Source organism: Stappia indica, assembly GCF_001696535.1.
GTDB classification, from domain to species: Bacteria; Pseudomonadota; Alphaproteobacteria; order Rhizobiales; family Stappiaceae; genus Stappia; species Stappia indica.
On the sequence record NZ_MBQE01000003.1, the window covers coordinates 621,743 to 642,954 of the forward strand.

The window sequence follows — 21,212 nt, forward strand, 5'->3', positions numbered from 1 at the left end:
CTTCCTTGCGTCTTCGCGCGGGGAGCGCGCCCGCGTTCGCCGGCTCGTGCCGTATCGCGACGGAGCGCCGAGGGGCGTTCCGGCGCACGACAGGGGTGTGTCTGGATGAATTCGATTTCGCGTGGCGCCTTGCGCGCCGGGCCGATGGCTGCCGTGCTGGGGGCCGGAATGGGGGCGGCGATGATTGCCGCGCCGGGCGAGACCCGCGCGCAAGGCTTCGAGGAGGAGCCGACGCAGCTCCGCCGCATCGTCGTGTCCGCCGGGCGCACGCCCGTCGCCGCCGAGGCGGTGGGCCGAGCCCACACGGTGATCTCGGCCGAAGAACTGGAGACGACGCAGCAGCGCTATGTCGCCGATGCCCTGCGCAAGGTGCCGGGCCTGGCCGTCTCGCGCACCGGCGGCAATGGCGGCATGACCCAGATCCGCATCCGCGGCTCGGAAGCCAACCATGTGCTGGTGCTGATCGACGGCGTCGAGGTGGCCGCCACCTCCAGCGGCGAATTCGACTTCGGCGGATTGCAGGTCGCCGATATCGAGCGGATCGAGGTGCTGCGCGGCCCGCAAAGCGCCATCTACGGCTCCAATGCCAGCTCCGGCGTCATCGCCATCACCACCAAGGGCGGCATCCGCAACGACCTGGAAATCACCGGCCGCACCGAGACGGGCACCGACAAGACGGTGGCCGGCAATGTGGGCGTGCGCGGCGGCGGCGAGAGGTTCGACATCGCGGTCTCCGGCGCCTGGCGGCAGAACGAGGGCTTCAACATCTCGCAGTTCGGCTCGGAGAAGGACGGCGACCGCAATGCCACGCTGAACGGCCGTTTCAACTGGGACATCACCGATGCGCTGAGCCTCGATCTCAGCGCCCGCTATGTCGACCGCAAGTCGGACACGGACGATCAGGATTCCGCCTGGCCGCCGACCCCGACGGAAGGCCTCGTCATCGACACGCCCGGATACAACGCGACGAAGGAGTTCTACTCCGGCGTCGGGCTGTCCTGGTCGCTGTTCGACGACCGGCTGGTACAGAAGGCGCGGGCCGAATACTCGGGCCTGGAGCGGCGCGGCTTCAACTCCGGCAGCATGAACGGCAACGACGACCGCCGGCTGCACCTCAGCTATCAGGCGACGGTGACGGCGACGACGCCGGACTTCCTCGACGCCGAACACAGCCTGACCGGTGCCATCGAGTGGGAGCGCGAGCACTACAAGAACGCCTTTCCCGCCTACGATCCCTCGCAGGTTCCCGGCAAGCAGCGCGACCTGACCAGCTATGTCGCCGAGTATCGCGGCGAGTTCCTCGACGCCCTGTTCTTCAGCGCAGGCCTGCGCTACGACCGCAACGACCAGTTCAAGGACACGCTGACCTACAGCGCCAGCGCCGCCTACCTGCTGCGCGAGACGGGCACGCGGTTCCACGCCTCCGTCGGCACCGGCGTCACCAACCCGACCTTTTCCGAGCAGTTCGGCTTCATCCCGGCGACCTTCACCGGAAACCCGAACCTGCGGCCGGAAAAGAACTTCGCCTGGGACATCGGTATCGAGCAAAGGTTCTGGGGCGGGCGGGCGGTCGCCGACGTGACCTATTTCAACGAGCGGCTGGAAGACGAGATCTGGACGCCCTGGGTGGCGGGCGCCGGCTCGTCGCCGGCCAACATGGACGGGATCAGCAGGCGCCAGGGCATCGAGGTGTCGCTCGGCGTGGAACTGCTGGCCGACCTCTACGCCAAGGGCACCTACACCTATCTGGATGCGACCGAGCCGACGGGCCTGCAGGAGGTGCGCCGGCCCAAGCACTCGGGCTCGCTCAGCCTCGTCTATGCCTTCCACGAGGGCCGTGGAAACCTCTTCCTCGACACGATCTTCAACGGCCGGATGAAGGACAACGAGTTCATCAGCGCAACGCCGCAGACCCGGGTGACACTGTCCGAGTATTTCCTCGTGAATGTCGGTGCCGACTACAGGGTCTCGGACAATTTCACGGTCTATGGCCGGGTGGAGAACCTGCTCGATCAGCAGTACCAGGAAGTCTACAGCTACAACTCACAAGGACTGACCGCCTATGCGGGCATCAAGGCAAGCTTCTGACGCAAGGGGCGGGGCGGCGGGGATTGTCCTCGCCGCCCTGCTGGCGCTGACGGGTCCGGGCACCGTCGCCGCCGCGTCCGCCACGGGCGAGACGCCCCGGCGGGTGGTGTCGATGAACCTGTGCACCGACCAGATCGCCATGCTGGTGGCCGCGCCCGGCCAGCTCATCTCGGTCTCCTACCTGGCGGCCCGGCCCGACGTTTCGCTGATGAGCGCGCAGACGGCCGGGCTGACCATCAATCACGGGCTGGCGGAGGAGATCTTCCGCCTCGACCCGGATCTGGTGATTTCGGGCACCTACACGCGGCGGGCGACGGTCAACATGTTGCGGCGGCTCGGCCGCCGGGTGGAGGAATTCGCCCCGGCGAACGGCTTTGCCGACATTCGGCAGAATGTCCGCCGGATGGGTGAACTGCTCGGGCGCGAGGCGCAGGCCGCGCGGCTGATCGCCGCCTTCGACGCAGAGGCCGCCGCCCTTGCCGCCGCGCCGCCGGAGAGGCATGCACCGGTGCTCGGCTCCTTCGGCGCCAACAGCTTCACCACCGGCGGCGGCACGCTGGAAAACGAGATCGTCGGCGCGGCGGGCCTGCGCCATCTCGGCGAGGAACTCGAGATCACCGGGACGACGCGGCTGCCGCTGGAGGCCTTGGTGCTGGCCGATCCGGACTATGTGCTGCTGTGGGAGCGCTCGCTCGCCGATCCTTCGCGCGCGACCGAGATCCTGCGCCATCCGGCGCTCGACGCGCGCTTCGGCAGCGAGCGGCGGCTTTCCGCCGACAGCCGCACCTGGATCTGCGGCACGCCGCTGACACTGGAGGCGGTGGCACGATTGCGCGCCGAGGCCGGCGGCGGGACCTCACTGCGGCCGGAGGCGAACCGATGACCGCGGACCGGCGCTACCCGCTGTTGCTGGCCGGCCTTAGCCTGCTGGCCGCGCTGCTGTTCCTCGCCTCGCTCGGGCTGGGGCAGGTGTGGATCGATCCGCTGACGCTCGTCACAGCCTTCAACGACACTGACAGCGCGGAGGCGGTGATCCTCGTCGAGATCCGCCTGCCGCGCGCGCTGCTGGGTGCCGCCATCGGCGCGATCCTCGGCCTGTCGGGGGCGGTGCTGCAGGGCTTCCTGCGCAATCCGCTGGCCGAGCCGGGCCTGCTGGGCATTTCCGCCACCGCCTCGCTCGGCGCGGTGATCGCCATCTATGCCGGGCTGACGGCACTGCACCCCTATGCGTTGCCGCTCTGCGCGCTGGCCGGGGCGCTGATCGCGGTGACCCTGGTGCAGATGCTGGTGGGGCGCTCGGGCGACATTCTCGTCATCATCCTGGCCGGCGTCGCGCTGTCCTCGCTGGCCGGGGCGCTGACCTCGCTGGCGCTGAACCTGGCGCCGAGCCCCTTTGCGGCGCTGGAAATCGTCTTCTGGATGCTGGGCTCGCTGACCGACCGCAGCCTCGTCCATGTCGGGCTGGCGCTGCCCTTCATCGCGGTCGGCGGCGTCATGCTGGCGCTGACGGGGCGGGCGCTGGACGCGCTGGCGCTGGGGCCGGACGTTGCCCGCAGCCTTGGCGTCAATCTCGACCGCACCCGGGTGCTGGCGGTGGTGGGAACGGCCATCGGCGTCGGCGGGGCGACGGCGGTGAGCGGCGCCATCGGCTTCGTCGGGCTGATCGTGCCGCATCTGCTGCGCCCGCTCGTCGGCCACCGGCCCTCGCGCCTGCTGCCGGCCAGCGCGCTGGGCGGGGCGGCCTTCCTGCTGGCCGCCGATATCGCGGTGCGCCTGGTGATGCCGGACCGGGACCTGAAGCTCGGCGTCGTCACCGCCATTCTCGGTGCGCCGTTCTTCCTCTGGCTGCTGATCAGCCTGCGCCGGAGGACGTCATGATCCGTCTCGACTGCGAGAGCGTGACCGTGCGCCGGGGCACGCGCGAGACCCTGCGGGGGATCTCCTTCTCCTGCGACCGGCCGCAGCTGGTCGGCGTGATCGGCCCGAACGGGGCCGGCAAGTCGACGCTGATGCGGGCGATGACCGGATTGCAGACCCATGCGGGCAGCATCCGCTGGGAGGGACGCGAGCTTGCCCCGATGCCGGCAACCGAACGGGCCCGGCTGATCGCCTACATGCCGCAGGAGCGGACGGTGCACTGGCCGATGGACTGCATCGAGGTGGTGCTGCTCGGGCGCCTGCCGCATCGCGGCGGCTTTGGCGGGGCGTCGGCCGACGACCTGCGCCATGCCCGCGAGGCGATGGAGCGGATGGATGTGGCCGGCTTTGCCCGCCGGCCCTTCGACACGCTGTCGGGCGGCGAGCAGGCGCGGGTGCTGATCGCCCGGATGCTGGCGCAGGCGCCGCATGCCTGCATCGCCGACGAGCCGGTGAACGGCCTCGACCCGGCGCACCAGATCGCCCTGATGCAGGTGCTGGCCGGGCTGGTGGCGGAGGGGCGGCCGGTCTTCGTGTCGCTGCACGACCTGACGCTGGCAAGCCGCTGGTGCGACCGGCTGCTGCTGCTCGACCGCGGGCGGCTCGTCGCCGACGGGACGCCGGGCGAGGTGCTGAACGCGGAACGCCTTGCCGGCGTCTACGGCATCGGCGCCGAACATATCGACATCGGGGGGCGGCCCTCCGTCGTCCCGAGCCATCTGATTGCCGGGGAGAGATCCGAATGGGAAAGAGCGCAATGACCACGCCGAGCCTTACCGACATTCTCGCCCGGCGACTGGCCGATCGGGGCGCGGGCTGGAGCATCGGTTCCTTCGGCGCCATCGCCGAGTTCCACCAGCGGCCCGACGACGAGCTGCGCCTCGACCGGCCGCAGGAGCTGTGCCGGGTGACCGAAAAGGGCGGCATCCGTCTCGATCCGCAGGCGGTGGGCGAGGCGAGGGCGGTGGCCTTCGAGACGCTGAGCCCGCGAACGACCCGCTGGGGCCAGGGGCTGGCGCTCTGCCTGCCCGAGGAGCAGGCCGCGGTGACGCAAAGGGCGGTGCTGAGCGAGCTGGGGCCGGATGTGGATGCCCTGCGCGAGGAGGACCGGGATGCGGTGCTCTTCGACATGGGGCTGGCCCAGCCGCAGATCGAGTTCTGCATCCGCACCAGCGATCCCGACCTGCTGGCGATCCTGCGGGAGAATGCCGGCCGCTCGGTGGCCGATCCGCAAAACCCGGCGATGGCGGCGATCCTGCGGGCGCATCCGCACCGCACCGCCCGCTCGAAGCTGGGGCGGGTCGAGGTCTACCAGATGATCGGCGGGCCGGACACGGGCGGCGTCTCGCCCGACGGGCCGCATACCCATGTGCTGCCCAAGCTGCTGCGCTCCGGCCGCACCCACTCGGCCAACACGCCGATCCCGCAAGGGCTGGTGCCCTGCGCCATGCTGCATCCGGCAAGCGCGGTTTCGGGCGCGCGGGGCGAGGACATCGCCTTCGACGCGGCGCGCCACGAGGAGTTCCAGGAGCTGCTGCGCCGCTATGGCCTGCCGGACTATGTGGCGATCAAGGACAAGGTGCTGGACGCGCTGGAAGAGGGGATGGAAGACGCGCTCGCCGAGCCGGACAGCCGGCTGACCCGCACGGGCCTGCGCATCGCGCTGCGCCAGCTCGGCCGGCAGGCAGAGGCGGTCGGCCGGCCGAACCTTGCCCGCCGCATCGAGCGGCTGCGCCAGCGCTTCGACCGGCTGGAGGAGCCAGGCGAGGTGGACGAGGAACGCCCGGGCCACTGAAGCGGCCGATCCCCGTTTGGGCGATTTCAGAACTCCCGAACCATGTGACCCTCGCCGACCGGATACATGCGAGATGGCGGGCGAGCCCAGTCGAGCGCCCGCACCGGGCTCTTCAGCTCGTCGGTGAGCAGCCCGCCGCGCTGGCGCTTGTCGGCGGGATCGGGCACCGGAACCGCCTCGATCAGCTTCTTGGTATAGGGGTGCTGCGGGTTGCGCAGCACCGCGTCGCGCGGGCCGATCTCGACGATCTCGCCGAGCAGCATGACGGCGATGCGGTGGCTGACCCGCTCGACCACGGCGATGTCGTGGCTGATGAAGAGATAGGCAAGGCCCAGCTCCCGCTGCAGGTCGAGCATCAGGTTGACCACCTGCGCCTTGATCGAGGCGTCGAGCGCGGAGACGGACTCGTCCGCCACGATCATCTTCGGCTCGAGCGCCAGGCTGCGGGCGATGCAGATGCGCTGGCGCTGGCCGCCGGAGAACTCGTGCGGGAAGCGCAGCGCGTGCTCCTCCTTCAGCCCGACGAGGCGCAGCAGCTCGTTGACCCGGTCGGGGATCGCCTCGTCGGCCATCAGCTTGTGCACGCGGATCGGTTCGGCAATGGCCGAGCCGACCGCCTGACGCGGGTTGAGCGAGCCGTAGGGATCCTGGAAGATCATCTGCAGCCGCTGGCGGGCAAGGCGCAGCTCGGCATGGCTCGCCGCCATCAGGTCCTTGCCCTCGAACAGGATCTCGCCGCCGGCCGGCTGCACCAGCCGCAGGATCGAGCGGCCCGTCGTCGACTTGCCGCAGCCGGATTCCCCGACGAGCGCCAGCGTCTCGCCGGCGGCAAGCGTCAGCGACACGTCCTCGACCGCATGGACATTGCCGACCGGCCGGTTGAGCAGCCCGCCGCGCACGGAAAACCGCGTCGTCAGGTTGCGCACCTCCAACAGCGGCGCGCCGCGCATGTCCGGCTCGTTGTCGGGCTCGGGCCCCGCGCCCGTGTCGTCGAGCTTGGGAAAGCGGCGCGGCGTCCGGGTGTCGCCGAGCCCGCCGAGGCGGGGAACGGCGCCGAGCAGCATCTTGGTATAGGGATGCTCGGGCGCGGCGAACAGCCGGTCGACGGGGGCTTCCTCCACCTTGTCGCCGCGCAGCATCACGACGACCCGGTCGGAGATTTCCGCGACGACGCCCATGTCGTGGGTGATGAACATCACCGCCATGCCGATCTCGCTCTGCAGCTCGCGCACGAGCTGGAGGATCTGGGCCTGGATGGTGACGTCGAGGGCGGTGGTCGGCTCGTCGGCGATCAGGAGCTTGGGCTGGCAGGCGAGTGCCATGGCGATCATCGCCCGCTGGCGCATGCCGCCGGAGAAGGAGTGCGGATACTCGCCGATCCGCCGCTTCGCGTCGGGAATGCGCACCAGATCGAACAGGCGCAGCACTTCGGTTTCGGCCTGGGCCTGGCTCATGCCGCGGTGCCGGCGCAGCACCTCGGCGATCTGAAAGCCGATCTTCAGCACCGGGTTGAGGCTGGTCATCGGCTCCTGGAAGATCATGCCGATCTCGCCGCCGCGCACGTCGCGCATCGCCTCCTCGTCGAGCGTGAGCAGATCGCGCCCGGACAGGCGGACGGAGCCCTCGATGCGGCTGGTGCCTTCCTGCAGCAGCCGCATGATCGAGAGCGCGGTGACCGACTTGCCGGAGCCGGATTCGCCGACGATGGCGACGGTCTCGCCGGTGTCGATGGTGAAGTCGAGATTGCGCACCACCGGCACCAGCGCACCGTCGACGCGGAAGGAGGTGGTGAGGCCTTCGACCTTGAGAACGGGCTCGGTCATTGTTCCCCCTTCAGTCGCGGGTCGACCGCATCGCGCAGGCCGTCGCCCAGGAGGTTGAGAGAGAAGACGACGACGAGGATCGCCAGCGAGGGGAAGAGGGCCAGCCAGAAGCTGTCGAGAATGTTCTCGAAGCCCTCGCGGATCATGCCGCCCCAGGTGGCCGTCGGCGGATTGACGCCGAGGCCGATGAAGGCGAGCGACGCCTCGACGCGGATGGCGGTGGCCAGCCACAGCGAGCCCATCACCAGCACTTCCGGCGCGATGTTCGGCAGGATGTGGCGGAACATCAGCCGCATATGCGAGTAGCCGAGCGCATGGCCGGCCTCGATGAACTCGCGGTTCTTGACGGCGATCGTCGGCGCCCGGGCGATGCGCGCAAACGGCGGGATCGCGGTGAGCGCGATGGCGATCACGAGATTGGCGACCGACGGGCCGAGCATGGCGACGACGATCAGGCCGAGGATCAGCGAGGGGAAGGCGAGGAGCACGTCCATCACCTGCATGACCAGCAGGTCGGTACGTCCGCCGAAATAGCCGGCGACCATGCCGATCAGCGTGCCGATGATCATCGCCGAGCCGATGGCCAGCAGGCCGATGGTCAGCGAGATGCGCGCGCCCCACAGGATGCGCGAGAGCGTGTCGCGGCCGTAGTAGTCGGTGCCGAACCAGTGCGCCTCCGACGGCGGCTTGAGACGGAACAGGATGTTCTGCTGCAAGGGATCGTAAGGGGCGATCACCGGCGCCAGGATCGCCAGCAGCGCGACGATCAGGAACACGGCAAGGCCGACCCACGAGGTCTTGTTGGCGTTGAAGGCGTTGAACAGACCCGAAAGCACCGTCGCGATCGCGAGGCGGTAATAGGTCATGCGCGACGGGCGTTGGCCGGTCGCGGCGGTCGGCTGTGTCGTCATGAGTATTTGATCCTCGGGTCGATCAGGCCGTAGGTCAGGTCGGTGATCAGGTTCACCAGCACGACGATCAGCGTGTAGATGACCATCATGCCCTGCAGCATCGTGTAGTCGCGCTGGTTGAGCGCGCCGACGATCAGCTTGCCGAGACCGGGGCGGTTGAAGACGATCTCGGTCAGCACCGAATTGCCGATGAGGATGCCGAGATAGAGGCCGACGACGGTCACCACCGGGATCAGGGCGTTGCGCAGGCAGTGCCGCCAGACGATGATCGCGAAGGCGAGGCCCTTGGCCCGGGCCGTGCGCACATAGTCCTGGTTGAGCACCTCCAGCATCGCCGAGCGGGTGACGCGGGTGATGTAGGCGGCCATGATCAGGCCGAGATTGATCGCCGGCAGGGCGAGATCGCGCAGCCGGTCGGCAAGGCCGCTGCCCTGGCCCGAGCTGATCACCGGGAACCAGCGCAGGTGGATCGAGAAGAACAGCAGCAGCAGCACCGCCGAGACGAAGGCCGGGAAGGAAAGCCCCAGCAGCGAAGCGATGCGGGCGAGATAGTCCGGCAGCTTGTTGCGCCGCACCGCCGACCACACGCCGAAGGGCACGCCGACGACGATGCCGAGGATCAGCGAGGCCACGGTGAGCTCGATGGTCGCCGGAAGGACCTTGAGGATCTCCTCGATCACCGGCCGGCCGGACACCATGGAAACGCCCCAGTCGCCCACCACGACACCGCCGAGAAAGACGAAATACTGCTGGTAGAGCGGGACATCGAGGCCAAGGCGGATGCGCAGGGCCTCGAGCGCCGACTGGCTGGCCTGGTCGCCCAGGATCGCCAGCGCCGGATCGCCCGGCAGCACGCGGACGATGAAGAAGACGATGGTCAGCACGGCGAAAAGCGTGATCGCCGCGAAACCAAGCCGCTTGAGAACGAATGCGGTCATGTAAGGCGAGCCTCCGTCGCCCACGGTCGGGATGCGCCTGCACGCAGCCACCGTGGCGGATGAGATCGCTGCCCCCGCCGGGCACGCGCTGGGCGCCCGGCGGAAGAAGCGTCGTCACTTGCCGGCAAGGCCGGTCAGGGCCCTCCGGTGCGGAGCTTACGCGCTTCTCACTGCGAGAAGGACGCGGCTTCGGTGACGGGCGGGCTGAGGTTCAGCGAACCCTTCACATCGACGCCGAGGTCGAGCGTGTCCTTCCAGGCCCACAGCTGCATGCTCTGCACGATCGGCACGGCGCAGACTTCCGCCATGATCTTGCGCTGGGCCTCGGCCCAGTACTCGAGCTGCTTCTGCTTGTCGCCTTCCACGCGCGCGGCCTCGATCTCCGCATCGGCAACCGCGCAATGGGAGAAGTTGGTGATGGCCGTCGGCGTGCCGACGATCGACGGGGAGTAGAAGAACTGCGTCAGGTAGACGTCCGCGACGGGGAAGCGGGCGGCCGCGTAATGCGTCACCTGGCTCATGTCCTTGCGGATCTGCTCGTGGAACGTCGCGTGCTCGACGGTCTCGATCTCCAGGTTGATGTTCGCCTCGCGCAGCAGGGCCTGGATCGCCTCCATGGTGGTCAGCATGCCCGGCAGCGTGGTGTGGATTGCCTTGATCGTCACGCCGTCCGGATGGCCGGCCTCGGCGAGCAGGGCCTTGGCCTTCTCGACCGAATACTCGTAGGTCGGCACGTCGGCGGTGTAGCCCAGATGCCCCTCGGGCACCGGCGAGATCGCCGCAAGCGTGACGTCCGGGCCCTTGAACTGGACCATGGCGTCGCGGCTGATCGCATGGGCGACGGCCTTGCGCACGCGCAGATCGTCGAGCGGCGGCATCGTCATGTTGAGGTGGATGACCGACATCTCGCCCGGCGTCATCACCGAGACGACCGTGCCCGGCACCTGCTTGATGCGCTCGACCCAGGTCTGTTCCTGCTTGCCGTAGATCATGTCGACCTCGCCGGACTGGAAGGCCAGGTCACGCGAGGAGTCGGACGGGATGTAACGGTAGTAGATTTCCTTGATCTTCGGCTCGCCGCGGAAATATTCCGGGTTGGCGACCAGCTTCACATATTGCTGCGGCTGGTATTCGGCGAACATGAAGGGGCCGGTGCCCACGGGAGTGCGCTGATAGTTCTCGCCGAGCGCCTCGACCGCGTCCTTACATACGATGTTGCCGCCATGATACGGCACCAGCAGGCCGAGCAGGCTCGGGATCTTGTTCTTGAGCTTGATGGTGACTTCCATCGGGCCGGTCGCCTCGACGCTGTCGAAGGCGGTGTAGTCCTTGGCGAAGGCGGAGACGTCGGCATTGGCCGAGCGGTTCAGCGAATAGACCACGTCCTCGGCGTCGATCTTGCCGTAGTCGCCGTGGCATTCCACGTCGTCGCGCAAGGAGAAGACCCAGGTCAGGCCGTCCTCGGACGTGGTCCAGCTGCTGGCGATGTCCGGCTCGATGAATTCCGGGCTCGCCTCGCCCGGCTTGATCCGCACCAGACCGTTGAACATCCAGTGAAGGAGGCCCTTGTCGGGGGTGGAGGTCGCCACATGCGGGTCGAGCTTGCCCGCATCCGCGCTCGCCATACCCACATTCAGGGTCGTTCCGGCGGCATAGGCCTGTCCTGTCGCCAGCAAGGCTGCAAGTGCAATTCCCAGTCCGGTTTTCATGGTCCTGTCCTCTGGTCGTTGTTTTGTTTGTTTATTTTTGTCTATGGGGCCCTTTTGGTCTTCACGCTGCTCCTCACAGCGTCTCTTCAAGCCGGCAGTTTACCAGCATTTCCGCCATGGCTGCCGTGTTTGGCAGGGCCAGCGCCAGGGCGGTGATCTCGGCGAAATCGTCGGGATGGATCATCTCCTCCCGCGAGATCTTGGTGACCCCGTCGGTCAGATCCGTCGCGACGAAACTCGGGCAGACCGCAGTGGCGCGCACCCCGTGCTCCCAGCCGATGCGGCGGGTACCGTGGGTCAGCGCCATCACGGCGTGCTTGGTCATGTTGTAGGCGATGTTCTCGTTGCGCACGCGCTTGCCCGACAGCGAGGCGACATTGATCACCCGGCCGCTGCCGGCGGTCTTCAGATGCGGCAGGCAGGCGCGCGTCAGGAACAGCGGTCCCTTGACGTTGATGGTCCACAGCGCGTCGAGGTCCTCCTCCTCGCCGCTCTCGATGGAGAAGGTGTTGGAGGTGCCGGCATTGTTGACCAGCCCGTCGAGCCGGCCGAAGCGGGCAAGCGTCGCAGCCAGCCAGTCGGCATGAGAGGCCCGGTCGCCGGCCTCGTAACGGGCGCACATGAACCGGTCGCCGGGCGCATCCGACAGGAGCTCGGCGAGCGCATCCGGGTTCCGCGCGCCGGCGCTGACGCTGTAGCCCTTGTCCAGAAGCTTGCGGGTAATCGCCAGACCGATGCCCCGACTGGCGCCGGACACCATGACCACGCGGCCTTCGGGATTGAGCATGGTCTGGTCTCCTTTATCCGTGCAGGGTCAGCGGGGCGTCGGGGCCGGACTGGGCGGCGAAGCGCCCGTAGCGGAAGGCGGACACATCGTGACCCGGATCGCGCCCGAGCGCCAGCCGCGCGGCAATGGGACCGGTAACAGGGCCGATGCCGAAGCCGTGGCCGGAAAAGCCCGCGGCCACGACCGTATTGTCGAGGCCCGGCAGCCGGTCGATCACCGGGAGGGCATCCGGCGTCAGGTCGAGCGCGCCGGCCCAGCACTCGGCCAGTTCGACCTCGGCAAAGCCCGGCAGCACCTCGGCGACCTTGGCGATGGTCTCGCCGAGCGCCCGCATGCGCGGCCGGATGGTGGGACGCCCGCCGGTCTCGACGATCTCGCCGGCCCACTCCTCCATGCCGCTGGTGACGCGCATGCGCCCGTCGTTCTCCTGGCGCGCCGCCATGTTGGCATTGGCGACGCCGAGCACGGGGGTGAGCAGGGGCGCGCAGGGCACGCTGCGCAGCACGGTGACCATCGGTCGGCGCAAGGGGATGCCGTGGCCGAGCGGGGCGAGCAGCTCGTTGACGAGGAAACCGGCGGCGATCAGCACCGTGCCGGGGCTGAGGGTGCGGCGGTCGGTGACGACGCGCACGATGCGCCCGCCCTCCGCCTCCAGCCGCAGGACCCGCTCGCCGAAGGACAGGCGCGCACCGAGGCTCTCGGCGCGGGTCGCATAGGCGGTGACGGTCGCAAGCGGGTCGGCATGGCCGTCGGAAGGGCAGAACGAGGCGGCGAGCACCCGGTCGGACAGGGCCGGGGCGATCTCGCGCACGCTGGAAAGATCCGGCAGGAAGGAAAGCTGCAGGCCGGCCCGGGTCTGGTCTGCGACGAGGGCGCGGATCGTGGCGATCTCGCTGTCCGTGCGGGCAAGGCGCAGATTGCCGGAGCGGCGGTAGCCGGTCGGCGCGCCGAGGTCTTTGTGGAGATCCTGCCAGAGTTCTACGGCGGCGAGCGCCAGCGGCAGTTCCGCCGGATGGCGGCCCGACTGGCGCACGCCCGCCAGCGTCCAGCCCGAGGCCATGGCGGCCGGGCCGTAGGTGTCGATGACCTCCACACTCCCGCCCGCCCTGGCGATTTCGAGCGCCGCCGAGGTGCCGGTGATACCGGCGCCGATGACGAGCACGTCGGGCGTGGCGAGGGCGGGATGGTTCATGCGGCCGCCTTCGATTTTCTGCCGAAACGGGTGTAGGCGAAGGGCTTCATATCGACCAGCGGCGTGTCGCCCTCGATCTGCTGGACCACAAGGCGGGCAACGCCGGGGCCGATGCCGAAGCCGTGGCCGGAGAGGCCCGTGGCGACGACGAGGCCCGACCAGCCGGCGGGTTCGTCGACGACGGGGATCTCGTCGGGCATGACGTCGATCAACCCGCCCCAGCTATGGGCGATCTCGACGCCGTCGAGGCGCGGATGCAGCGCCTTGGCGCCGGCCAGCACATCGGCGAGAAGGCGCGGATCGGGCACCGGATCCATCACCCGCACCTGTTCGAACGGGGTAACCTCGTCGGCCTGCCAGCGATGGCGGCCGAGCGGCCCGAAGAAGTCGCCGCTGAGACGGATTTTCATCATCTGCCAGCGGTCGGCCAGCACGGGCAGGAAGTCGAGGAAATGGCGGAAGGCGGCCGGCACCAGCTGGAACTCCGCCGCGCCCGAGCGGGCGATGGTGTAGCCGCCGTCGGCGCGCCGGCGCAGCGAGGCCTTCGTGGCGCCGACGGCGCCGGCGATGACCTCGGGACCGGGCGTCGTGCGCAGGACCGAGGACTTCACCGCCAGCTGCGGCAGCGACAGGCCGAGATTTTCCAGGAAGGTGCGCGACCACACGCCGCCGGCCAGAACCACGCTCTGGCAGGCGATCTCGCCATGTTCGGTGACGACGGAGCGGACCTTGCCGCCGGCGCGCTCGATGGAGCGGACGGCGCAGCCCTCGACGATCGTGGCGCCGAGACGCGAAGCGTAGCGCGCCATCGCCGGAACGGCGAGGGAGGGCTCGGCGGTGGCGTCCGACGGGGTGTGCAGGGCGCCGGCGAACTGGCGGTCGTTGCGCTTGAGAAGGTCGTCCGTCTCCTGCGGGCTGAGGAGAACGGAGCCGTGGTTGAAACCGGCATTGTCGCGCAGCCAGGTCTGGTGCTTCTCCAGCTCCGTCTCGTTGGCCGCGAGATAGGTGGTGCCGCGAATGCCGTAGCCGATGTCCTCGCCAAGGCGCGGGGCGAGGTCGCGCCACATGGCGGCGCTCTCGATCATCAGCTGGAGTTCGCGGTTGTCGCGGCCGGCCTTGCGGATCCAGCCCCAGTTGCGCGAGGACTGTTCGCCGGCGATGCGGCCCTTCTCGCACAGGACGACGGGAATGCCCTTTTCGGCGAGGAAGAGGGCGGTGCAGACACCGACGATGCCTCCGCCGATGACCACGACCTGCGTGCTTGCCGGAACCTGCCGGTGATCGTCTGCCGCGCTCACGTCGCCCCTCCAGACTGTCTCGTATTGTCAGAGTGCGAAGGCGCCGGGTATAAGGCAAATACCGTTTCCTTTCACGAATATGCGGAAATGTTATGGTCTCGTCGATTTCGCAGCGCTCCCTCGAAGCTTTTCGCTGCGTCATGCGCGCGGGAACGGTCTCCGCCGCTGCCGACGAGATGGCAATCTCGCAGCCTGCCGTCAGCCGTCTGATCCGCGATCTTGAGGAGCGGTTGCAGCTGCCGCTGTTCAGCCGCAGGGGCGGACGCGTCGTCGCCACCCGCGAGGCGCACGAGCTGTGGACCGAGGTGGAGCGCAGCTTCGTCGGGCTCGGCCAGATCGAGCGGGCCGCGACCCAGATCCGCCAGGGCTACCGGGCGACGCTGACCATCGCCGCGGCCCCGGCCATCGCCCAGTCGGCGCTGCCCGGCGTGATCGCGATGCTGTCGCAGGAGCGGGCCGAGTTCCGCGCCGAATTCCTGTCGATGACGACGCTGCCGGTGGTGCGGCAGGTGGCGCTGCGCCAGTGCCAGATCGGCTTCGGGATTCCGACGCGCCACAAGCACGAGGTGGATGTGGTGGGCAGCGGCTCGGTGCCGTTCCGCTTCATCGGTCCGCCGGGCCACCCGCTGGGCGAGCGGGACATCGTGCGCGAGGAGGATCTGTCCGGCGTCGACTTCGTCGGCTTCGTGGACTCCACCATGTCGGGCCGCGCCTTCGACCGGGTGTTCGCCAAGATGCGACGGCCGCCGGTGCAGAAGATGAAGTCCTACCTCTCGCACATCGTCTCGGCGCTGGTGATGCGGGGGCTGGGCGTCGGGATCGTCGATGCGTTCACCGCGCGCGACCACCTGCGCATGGGCGGGGTGATGCGCCCGGTCGAGATCCCCGACCGGTTCGAATATTCGATCATCAAGCCGCATGGCGACAAGCTGAGCCCGGAGGCGCTGGCGCTGGTCGACGGGTTCGAGCGCTACGTGCGCAGTTATCAGGACGACTGACGCGGCTCAGTCCGCGCCGGGCAGGACGACTGACGCCGGAAACGAAAACGGCCGCACCCGGAAGGCGCGACCGTCTCCAATCCGGTCTTGGGAGAGACCGGTTTAGTGCGGGATGCTTACTTCATGCCGAGCTGGACGCGCAGCGTCTCGGCCAGGTCCTTGATGGTCGCCTCGGCATCGGCGCCTTCCGTCACTTCCACCAGGGCGGCGGCGATCAGGTCGGTGACCGCGACGCCCTCGGCGCCCGGATAGGCGTACCAGGGGCCGGCATGGCGGGCGATCTGGGTGTGGGCGACGAGCGCGTTCGGGTCCTTCTCGTAGAAGGCGCCGAGATACTCCTTGTCCTCGACCACGATGGAGTTGGCCGGAGCATAGCCGGTGCTCTCCACGATGATCTTCTGGCCCTCAGGCCCGGTGACGAAGGAAATGTACTCCCACGCCGCCTTCTGTTTGGCCTCGTCCTTGGTCAGCATGACGATGCCCGAGCCGCCGGTCGGGAAGTAGACGGACGCCTCGTCGTCGGTGCCCAGCGGCAGCGGCTTGACGGTGACCTTGAAGGCATCGCCCGCGCCCTGCTCGAAGCGGGTCTGCAGCGAGGAGCTCTCGAACATGATGCCGAGCGTGCCGGCCGGCAGGGCCTGGCGCGCGTCGCTGTCGGCGTAGGACTTCATGCCCGCTTCCTTGGCGAAGCGCTGGTAGAGGCGCGCGGCCTCGATGCCGGCCTCGCTGTCGAAGGTGATGTCGGTCTCGTCCTCGTTCATCGGACGCCCGCCATAGGCGCCGAGCAGCGACTGGTAGCGCCAGTCGTGACGGTCGATCCACACGCCGTCGATCGTGTCGCTGAGCGCGTTGATCTTGGCGGCGAGCTCGATCACCCCGTCGAAGGTGGTTGGGAAGTCGTCCATGGACCCGCCCGCCTGCTCGACCAGCTTAGGGTTCACATACATGACCAGCGTCGAGGCGGAGGTCGCCAGCGCGTGCTGCTGGCCCTTGAAGCTGCCGAGCGACAGCAGCGCCGGGGTGTAGCCCTGCTCTGCCGGGTTGTCGCCGAGGAAGCCGTCGAGCGGCTGGGTCAGGCCGCGATCCTGCAGGATGCGCCAGCGGTTGAGGCCGACATAGGCAACGTCCGGCGCGGTGCCGGCGACGGCCTCGCGCAGCAGGCGCTGCACGCCTTCCGGATAGCCCTCGGCCGGGCCGTCCAGGGTGACCTTGATGTCGGGATGCTTGGCCATGAAGGCCTCGGCAAGCGCCTTCTGCGTATCGGCCCAGATGGTCGGGATCGCATAGTGCACGCGGATCTCGGTCTCCTGGGCAGTGGCGCTGCTGGCGACGAGCGCGAAAGCCGCGGCGAATAGGGCACGTCTCATGCTTGACACTCCTGGTTGACGTTTCTCGTTGCGCGGTTTGTCCCGCGTCTGTGGTTGTCGGTTACCCGCATCACTTCAGGCCGCTTGCGGCGAGACCTTGCGTGAACTTGCGCTGCGCCAGCAGGAACGCGATGACCAGCGGCGCAGTGATGATGAGAGCCGCGGCCATGAGCGGGCCGACATCGTCGCCGGACTCCTCGTCGCGGAAGTAGAGAATGCCGCGCGGCGGCGTGGCGAGCTGCGGATCGGTGGTGGCGATCAGCGGCCAGAACAGGTCGTTCCAGTGCGCGGTCACCGAGAAGATCGCAAAGGCGGTCGCCGCCGGCAGCACCAGGGGGAAGGTGATGCGCCAGACGATGGCCGTCTCGCTCAACCCGTCGACGCGCGCCGCCTCGAACAGCTCCGTGGGGAGCTGCGAAATCGCCTGGCGGAACAGGAAGATGCCGAAGGCGGTCGGGATGAACGGCAGGATCAGCGCCCAGTAGGTGTTGAGGATGCCGGCCTGGGCGAAGCCGAGGAAGATCGGGATCGCGGTGACGTGGAACGGCACCAGCAGGCCCGCCAGAACGAGGCCGAAGACCAGCGCGCGGGCCCGGAAGGTCCGCTGCGCCAGCGCATAGGCGCAAGGCACGGCGAACAGCAGCTGGAAGACGAGGATGCCGACAACGACGACCAGCCCGTTCCACAGGAACAGCGGCACGTCGGTGCTGGTCAGCGCCACGACGAAATTGCGCCATTCCAGCCGCGAGGGCAGCAGGGCGATCTCGGTGCTGAAGATCTCGTCGCGCGGCTTCACCGACAGCGACAGCATCCAGATGAAGGGCAGGAGGATCGCGGCGGCTCCGACGAGCAGCAGCGCGGTGGAAACGGCACGGCCGACGAGCTTGCGGATCATCTGTAATGCACCTTCTTCTCGACGATGCGGATCTGCGCGAAGGTCAGGATCAGCAGGAAGGCGAAGAAGACCATCGTGATGGCGCTGGCATAGCCCGCCTTGAAGTAGACGAAGCCTTCCCGGTAGAGCGCGTAGACCAGCGTGTCGGAGGCGAAGGCCGGGCCGCCGCGCGTCAGCGTGGCGACGGTCTCGAACACGCGGAAGGCGTTGGTCGCTGTCACCACCAGCACGAAGAGGGTGGTGGGCCCGAGCATCGGCCAGGTGACGGTCCAGAAGCGCGACCAGCCGCCGCCCGCTCCGTCGACCTCTGCCGCGTCGTAGAGCTCCGGCGGGATGGCGACGAGGCCGGCCAGGAACAGCACCATGTTGTAGCCGACGGTCTGCCAGATGCCGATCACCGCGAGCGTGTAGAGCACCAGGCCCCGGTCGCTGAGCCAGTTGCGCGGCTCGCCGCCAAGGGCCGCGAGCACGTGGTTGACCACGCCGAGCGAGGAATGCAGCACCATCTGCCAGGCGACCGACATGGCGACCAGCGTCGCGGCGACCGGCAGGAAGTAGACGGCGCGCAGCGCATGGGCGAGACCCGGTGCCCAGCCGGTCATCCGGTGCAGGCCGAGCGCCACCAGCAGGCCGAGCGCGACGGAGGCCGGAATGACGATGGCCACGTAAAGCAGGGTGTTGGTGATGGCCCGCTGCCCCAGCGTCGAGCCGAGCAGGCGCTGGTAGTTCTCCAGCCCCGTCCAGTTCAGCGTGGTGGCGCCGAACTGGTAGTCGGTGAAGGAGAGCAGGGCGACGATGGCGACGGGCAGGAAGATGAACAGCACCATCGCCAGCGTTGCGGGCCCGGCGAGCCAGAGCGTGGTCAGGGCCTCGCGGCGGGCAATCGACATGCGCCTCATGCCGCTTCTCCGATGCGCTGGCCGGATGCGGCGTCGAAGACATGCACCTGCGCCGGGTCGAAGCCGAGGCGCACGGCGCTGCCGGGGGCGGGAATGGCGTAGTTGCCGGGCGCAATGGCCCGCAGCTCAGCGCCGCTCTCCGCCCGCAGGGCCAGCACCACCTCCGAGCCGAGATATTCGGCCGTCTCGAGCCGGGCCTCGACCGTGCCGGCGGCGGCCGGGCTCAGATGCTCGGGCCGCAGCGCGATCACCGCCGAGCCTGCCGCCGGGTGCAGGCCGGTCGGCGCGCTGCCGGGCTCGAAGAAGTTGATGGCGTTGGTGCCGATGAAGCCGGCGACCTCGCGCGAGGCGGGACGCTCGTAAAGGTCCTGCGGAGTGCCGGCCTGGGCGACCCGTCCGCCGATCATCACGACGATCTGGTCGGCCATCGCCATGGCCTCGGACTGGTCGTGGGTGACGTAGACGAAGGGCCGGCCGGTGCGCTTGTGCAGGGCGACGAGCTCGGAGCGCATCTTTACGCGCAGCCGCGCATCGAGATTGGACAGCGGCTCGTCGAGCAGGAAGAGCACGGGATCGCGCACCAGCGCGCGGCCGAGCGCGACGCGCTGCTTCTGGCCGCCGGAGAGCTGGGCCGGCTTGCGGTGCAGCAGCTGCTCCAGGCCGAGCATTTCCGCCACTTCGCCGACGGCACGGCGGATCTTCGCGCGCGCCTCGCCGCTGCCGGGGGCGAAGCGGCCGAGGACCGGCATGCGGCCGAGCGTCGTCAGGTGGCGCATGGCCAGCGGCAGGGCGATGTTCTGCTCCACGCTCAGATGCGGGTAGAGCGCATAGGACTGGAACACCATCGCGACATTGCGCTCGTGGGCGGTGCGGTCGGCCACATCCGCGCCGTTCAGAAGCACGGCCCCCTCGCTCGGCCGGTCGAGCCCGGCCATGATGCGCAAGGTCGTCGACTTGCCGCAGCCGGACGCGCCCAGCAGCGCGGTGAAGCTGCCGGAGGGAATGGAGACGTCGACGCGGTCGAGGACGGTCTGCGGTCCGAACCGGCGCGTGACGCCCTTCAGTTCCAGTGTCGGGGTGGTGCTCATCGTGTGTGCCAGCCTTGTAAGCTTTCTTACATTGTGAGGGGCGTGCGTGTAACTTTTATGACGAAGTTGCCATTGCCATCAGATGCCCGCAAAGCCGCTCGACCGCGTCCTCCGGATCGCTCGCCATTTCCAGTCCCTCGACCGCCGGCGCGCCGAGCAGGCCGATGACGGGCTTGGAGAAGTGGAGGCCGTAGGCGATCTCCGACAGGGTGCCGTAGGACCCGCCGACGGCGACCAGCACGGCCGACGACTTGGCGATGATCATGTTGCGGCCCTCGCTGAGGCCGGTGGCGATCGGAACGGCGATATGGTCGTTGGCACAGCGCCAGTCATGGTCCGGCAGCATGCCGATGGTGAGGCCGCCGGCCTCGCGGCAACCCTTGGCTGCAGCCTCCATGACGCCGCTCTTGCCGCCGCAGATCACGGTCAGGCCGAGGGCGCCGAGCGCCCGGCCCACGGCCTCGGCCCCGGCATACTGTTCCGGCGTTGCCGCGCGCGGCCCGATGATGCCGACGGGCACGCGGCGGGCGCCGCCCTTCGCACCGATAGCGGCCAGCGCCTCGCGGGCGGAAACGGCGCGGGCATCGGCGGGAAGCGCGCGGGCCTGCCAGCGCCAGTCCCACGCATCGAGACGACCCTGCTCGCTGTGGACGGTGTCATCAGACAGAAAATAACGCGTGTTACCCATTGGCCGGCTCCGATCGTTGATGTAAACTTTTTTACATTCAAATAGCGGAGTACGACAAGTCCATGAATCGAGTCGAGCCCTTGTCGGCCTTCAGCCCCCGCCAGCGCGAGATCCTGGCGCTCACCGAGCGCAACGGGTTCGTCACCATCGAGAGCCTTGCCGAGGAGTTCGGCGTGTCGGCGCAGACGATCCGGCGCGACATCATCGCGCTGGCCGATGCCGGCCGGCTGCAGCGCTTCCACGGCGGGGCCGGGGTGACCGGCCAGACCGAGACGCTGCGGCTCGACCACGGGCAGAAGGAACAGCTCTCCGTGGAGGACAAGGTGCGGGTCGCGCAGACGGCCGCGGCCTGCGTGCCCGACGGGGCGAGCCTCTTCCTCGATGTCGGGACCACGGTCGAGATGGCCGCCAAGGCGCTCAATGCTCGCCCGGGCTTTCGCGTCTTCACCAACAGCATGCGCGCCGCGCTCGCCTTCGATCCCTCGCGCCACGACGTCAACGTGATCGGCCGGCGGGTGGCCGGACGCGACGGCTCGCTGGTCGGCGAGGAGACGATGCTGGCGCTGCAGGGCCTGCGGCTCGACTATGCGCTGATCGGCTGCTCGGCGGTGGATGCCGAGGGGCGGGTGATGGACTACGACCTGTCGAAAATCGCCGTGAAGAAGGTGGCGATGCAGGCGGCGCGCAAGTCGCTGCTCCTGGCGACGGCGAGCAAGTTCGGCCGCTCGGCGCTCTCCACCATCGCCATGCTGTCGGACTTCGAACAGGTGATCGACGGTCGCCAGGACCTGGCGGCAGAAGCCGGCTGAGCGGTCCTGC

19 protein-coding genes are annotated in these 21,212 nt (G+C 68.7%); 7 read left to right on the forward strand and 12 right to left on the reverse strand.

Features of this window, described 5'->3' with window-relative positions:
• Window positions 1-105 precede the first annotated feature (105 nt).
• Genes BBX35_RS14130 through BBX35_RS14150 form a run of 5 tightly spaced genes read left to right on the forward strand, consistent with a single transcriptional unit; the run spans window position 106 to window position 5,800 of the window.
• Window positions 106-2,088, forward strand: coding sequence for a TonB-dependent receptor plug domain-containing protein (locus tag BBX35_RS14130; protein WP_083206294.1), 1,983 nt, complete (start codon window positions 106-108; stop codon window positions 2,086-2,088).
• A complete protein-coding gene (locus tag BBX35_RS14135) occupies window positions 2,063-2,971 on the forward strand; it encodes an ABC transporter substrate-binding protein (protein WP_067221238.1) in 909 nt (302 codons plus the stop codon). The genes BBX35_RS14130 and BBX35_RS14135 overlap by 26 nt, the downstream gene beginning before the upstream one ends.
• Window positions 2,968-3,966 (forward strand): FecCD family ABC transporter permease, encoded by a 999-nt coding sequence (locus tag BBX35_RS14140; protein ID WP_067221241.1) that lies wholly within the window; start codon window positions 2,968-2,970, stop codon window positions 3,964-3,966. Before BBX35_RS14135 ends, BBX35_RS14140 begins: the two co-directional genes overlap by 4 nt.
• Complete coding sequence (locus BBX35_RS14145) at window positions 3,963-4,766, forward strand: ABC transporter ATP-binding protein (RefSeq protein WP_067221244.1); 804 nt, start codon at window positions 3,963-3,965, stop codon at window positions 4,764-4,766. The genes BBX35_RS14140 and BBX35_RS14145 overlap by 4 nt, the downstream gene beginning before the upstream one ends.
• Entirely contained in the window at window positions 4,748-5,800 is a 1,053-nt protein-coding gene (locus tag BBX35_RS14150; protein ID WP_141687862.1) for a DUF6925 family protein, read from the forward strand. Before BBX35_RS14145 ends, BBX35_RS14150 begins: the two co-directional genes overlap by 19 nt.
• A gap of 26 nt (window positions 5,801-5,826) precedes the next feature.
• Here BBX35_RS14150 and BBX35_RS14155 read toward each other — a convergent pair whose 3' ends face one another.
• The 7 genes from BBX35_RS14155 to BBX35_RS14185 all read right to left on the reverse strand — a co-directional run bounded on the left by BBX35_RS14155 (window position 5,827) and on the right by BBX35_RS14185 (window position 14,458).
• A complete protein-coding gene (locus BBX35_RS14155; protein ID WP_067221248.1) occupies window positions 5,827-7,623 on the reverse strand; it encodes an ABC transporter ATP-binding protein in 1,797 nt (598 codons plus the stop codon).
• Window positions 7,620-8,489 carry an ABC transporter permease gene (locus BBX35_RS14160; protein WP_083202435.1) on the reverse strand — a complete coding sequence of 290 codons (870 nt, stop codon included), beginning with the start codon at window positions 8,487-8,489 and terminating at the stop codon, window positions 7,620-7,622. Before BBX35_RS14160 ends, BBX35_RS14155 begins: the two co-directional genes overlap by 4 nt.
• A gap of 41 nt (window positions 8,490-8,530) precedes the next feature.
• Window positions 8,531-9,472: an ABC transporter permease gene (locus tag BBX35_RS14165; protein WP_067221251.1), complete on the reverse strand. Its 942-nt coding sequence runs from the start codon at window positions 9,470-9,472 to the stop codon at window positions 8,531-8,533.
• Window positions 9,473-9,639: 167 nt separating this feature from the next.
• Complete coding sequence (locus tag BBX35_RS14170) at window positions 9,640-11,181, reverse strand: ABC transporter substrate-binding protein (RefSeq protein ID WP_067221254.1); 1,542 nt, start codon at window positions 11,179-11,181, stop codon at window positions 9,640-9,642.
• Between the two features lie 73 nt (window positions 11,182-11,254).
• A complete protein-coding gene (locus tag BBX35_RS14175; protein ID WP_067221256.1) occupies window positions 11,255-11,968 on the reverse strand; it encodes an SDR family NAD(P)-dependent oxidoreductase in 714 nt (237 codons plus the stop codon).
• 13 nt (window positions 11,969-11,981) lie between these two features.
• A complete protein-coding gene (locus BBX35_RS14180; RefSeq protein ID WP_067221259.1) occupies window positions 11,982-13,160 on the reverse strand; it encodes an NAD(P)/FAD-dependent oxidoreductase in 1,179 nt (392 codons plus the stop codon).
• Entirely contained in the window at window positions 13,157-14,458 is a 1,302-nt protein-coding gene (locus BBX35_RS14185) for an NAD(P)/FAD-dependent oxidoreductase (protein WP_067221262.1), read from the reverse strand. Before BBX35_RS14185 ends, BBX35_RS14180 begins: the two co-directional genes overlap by 4 nt.
• A gap of 92 nt (window positions 14,459-14,550) precedes the next feature.
• Here BBX35_RS14185 and BBX35_RS14190 point away from each other — a divergent pair, with 92 nt between their 5' ends.
• A complete protein-coding gene (locus tag BBX35_RS14190; protein WP_067221265.1) occupies window positions 14,551-15,456 on the forward strand; it encodes a LysR family transcriptional regulator in 906 nt (301 codons plus the stop codon).
• A 116-nt stretch (window positions 15,457-15,572) separates the two neighbouring features.
• Here BBX35_RS14190 and BBX35_RS14195 read toward each other — a convergent pair whose 3' ends face one another.
• From BBX35_RS14195 to BBX35_RS14215, 5 genes are all read right to left on the reverse strand, one after another.
• Window positions 15,573-16,823 carry an ABC transporter substrate-binding protein gene (locus tag BBX35_RS14195; protein WP_067221268.1) on the reverse strand — a complete coding sequence of 417 codons (1,251 nt, stop codon included), beginning with the start codon at window positions 16,821-16,823 and terminating at the stop codon, window positions 15,573-15,575.
• Window positions 16,824-16,893: 70 nt separating this feature from the next.
• The gene (locus BBX35_RS14200) at window positions 16,894-17,718 is read right to left on the reverse strand and encodes a carbohydrate ABC transporter permease (RefSeq protein WP_067221270.1); all 825 of its coding nucleotides are present in this window, start codon (window positions 17,716-17,718) and stop codon (window positions 16,894-16,896) included.
• On the reverse strand, window positions 17,715-18,617 hold the full coding sequence (locus BBX35_RS14205; RefSeq protein ID WP_067221273.1) for a carbohydrate ABC transporter permease: 903 nt from the start codon (window positions 18,615-18,617) through the stop codon (window positions 17,715-17,717). The genes BBX35_RS14200 and BBX35_RS14205 overlap by 4 nt, the downstream gene beginning before the upstream one ends.
• Window positions 18,614-19,705, reverse strand: coding sequence for an ABC transporter ATP-binding protein (locus BBX35_RS14210; protein WP_067221276.1), 1,092 nt, complete (start codon window positions 19,703-19,705; stop codon window positions 18,614-18,616). Before BBX35_RS14210 ends, BBX35_RS14205 begins: the two co-directional genes overlap by 4 nt.
• Window positions 19,706-19,760: 55 nt before the next feature.
• Window positions 19,761-20,393, reverse strand: coding sequence for a TIGR00725 family protein (locus BBX35_RS14215; RefSeq protein ID WP_083206295.1), 633 nt, complete (start codon window positions 20,391-20,393; stop codon window positions 19,761-19,763).
• Between the two features lie 62 nt (window positions 20,394-20,455).
• On the opposite strand from BBX35_RS14215, the gene BBX35_RS14220 reads away from it, so the two are divergent.
• Entirely contained in the window at window positions 20,456-21,202 is a 747-nt protein-coding gene (locus BBX35_RS14220) for a DeoR/GlpR family DNA-binding transcription regulator (RefSeq protein WP_083206296.1), read from the forward strand.
• Window positions 21,203-21,212: the final 10 nt, after the last annotated feature.

Coding starts and splice junctions, on each gene's coding strand:
- BBX35_RS14130 (WP_083206294.1), top strand. CDS start 106: ATGAATTCGATTTCGCGTGGCGCCTTGCGCGCCGGGCCGATGGCTGCC.
- BBX35_RS14135 (WP_067221238.1), top strand. CDS start 2,063: ATGCGGGCATCAAGGCAAGCTTCTGACGCAAGGGGCGGGGCGGCGGGG.
- BBX35_RS14140 (WP_067221241.1), top strand. CDS start 2,968: ATGACCGCGGACCGGCGCTACCCGCTGTTGCTGGCCGGCCTTAGCCTG.
- BBX35_RS14145 (WP_067221244.1), top strand. CDS start 3,963: ATGATCCGTCTCGACTGCGAGAGCGTGACCGTGCGCCGGGGCACGCGC.
- BBX35_RS14150 (WP_141687862.1), top strand. CDS start 4,748: ATGGGAAAGAGCGCAATGACCACGCCGAGCCTTACCGACATTCTCGCC.
- BBX35_RS14155 (WP_067221248.1), bottom strand. CDS start 7,623: ATGACCGAGCCCGTTCTCAAGGTCGAAGGCCTCACCACCTCCTTCCGC.
- BBX35_RS14160 (WP_083202435.1), bottom strand. CDS start 8,489: ATGACCTATTACCGCCTCGCGATCGCGACGGTGCTTTCGGGTCTGTTC.
- BBX35_RS14165 (WP_067221251.1), bottom strand. CDS start 9,472: ATGACCGCATTCGTTCTCAAGCGGCTTGGTTTCGCGGCGATCACGCTT.
- BBX35_RS14170 (WP_067221254.1), bottom strand. CDS start 11,181: ATGAAAACCGGACTGGGAATTGCACTTGCAGCCTTGCTGGCGACAGGA.
- BBX35_RS14175 (WP_067221256.1), bottom strand. CDS start 11,968: ATGCTCAATCCCGAAGGCCGCGTGGTCATGGTGTCCGGCGCCAGTCGG.
- BBX35_RS14180 (WP_067221259.1), bottom strand. CDS start 13,160: ATGAACCATCCCGCCCTCGCCACGCCCGACGTGCTCGTCATCGGCGCC.
- BBX35_RS14190 (WP_067221265.1), top strand. CDS start 14,551: ATGGTCTCGTCGATTTCGCAGCGCTCCCTCGAAGCTTTTCGCTGCGTC.
- BBX35_RS14195 (WP_067221268.1), bottom strand. CDS start 16,823: ATGAGACGTGCCCTATTCGCCGCGGCTTTCGCGCTCGTCGCCAGCAGC.
- BBX35_RS14200 (WP_067221270.1), bottom strand. CDS start 17,718: ATGATCCGCAAGCTCGTCGGCCGTGCCGTTTCCACCGCGCTGCTGCTC.
- BBX35_RS14205 (WP_067221273.1), bottom strand. CDS start 18,617: ATGAGGCGCATGTCGATTGCCCGCCGCGAGGCCCTGACCACGCTCTGG.
- BBX35_RS14210 (WP_067221276.1), bottom strand. CDS start 19,705: ATGAGCACCACCCCGACACTGGAACTGAAGGGCGTCACGCGCCGGTTC.
- BBX35_RS14215 (WP_083206295.1), bottom strand. CDS start 20,393: ATGGGTAACACGCGTTATTTTCTGTCTGATGACACCGTCCACAGCGAG.
- BBX35_RS14220 (WP_083206296.1), top strand. CDS start 20,456: ATGAATCGAGTCGAGCCCTTGTCGGCCTTCAGCCCCCGCCAGCGCGAG.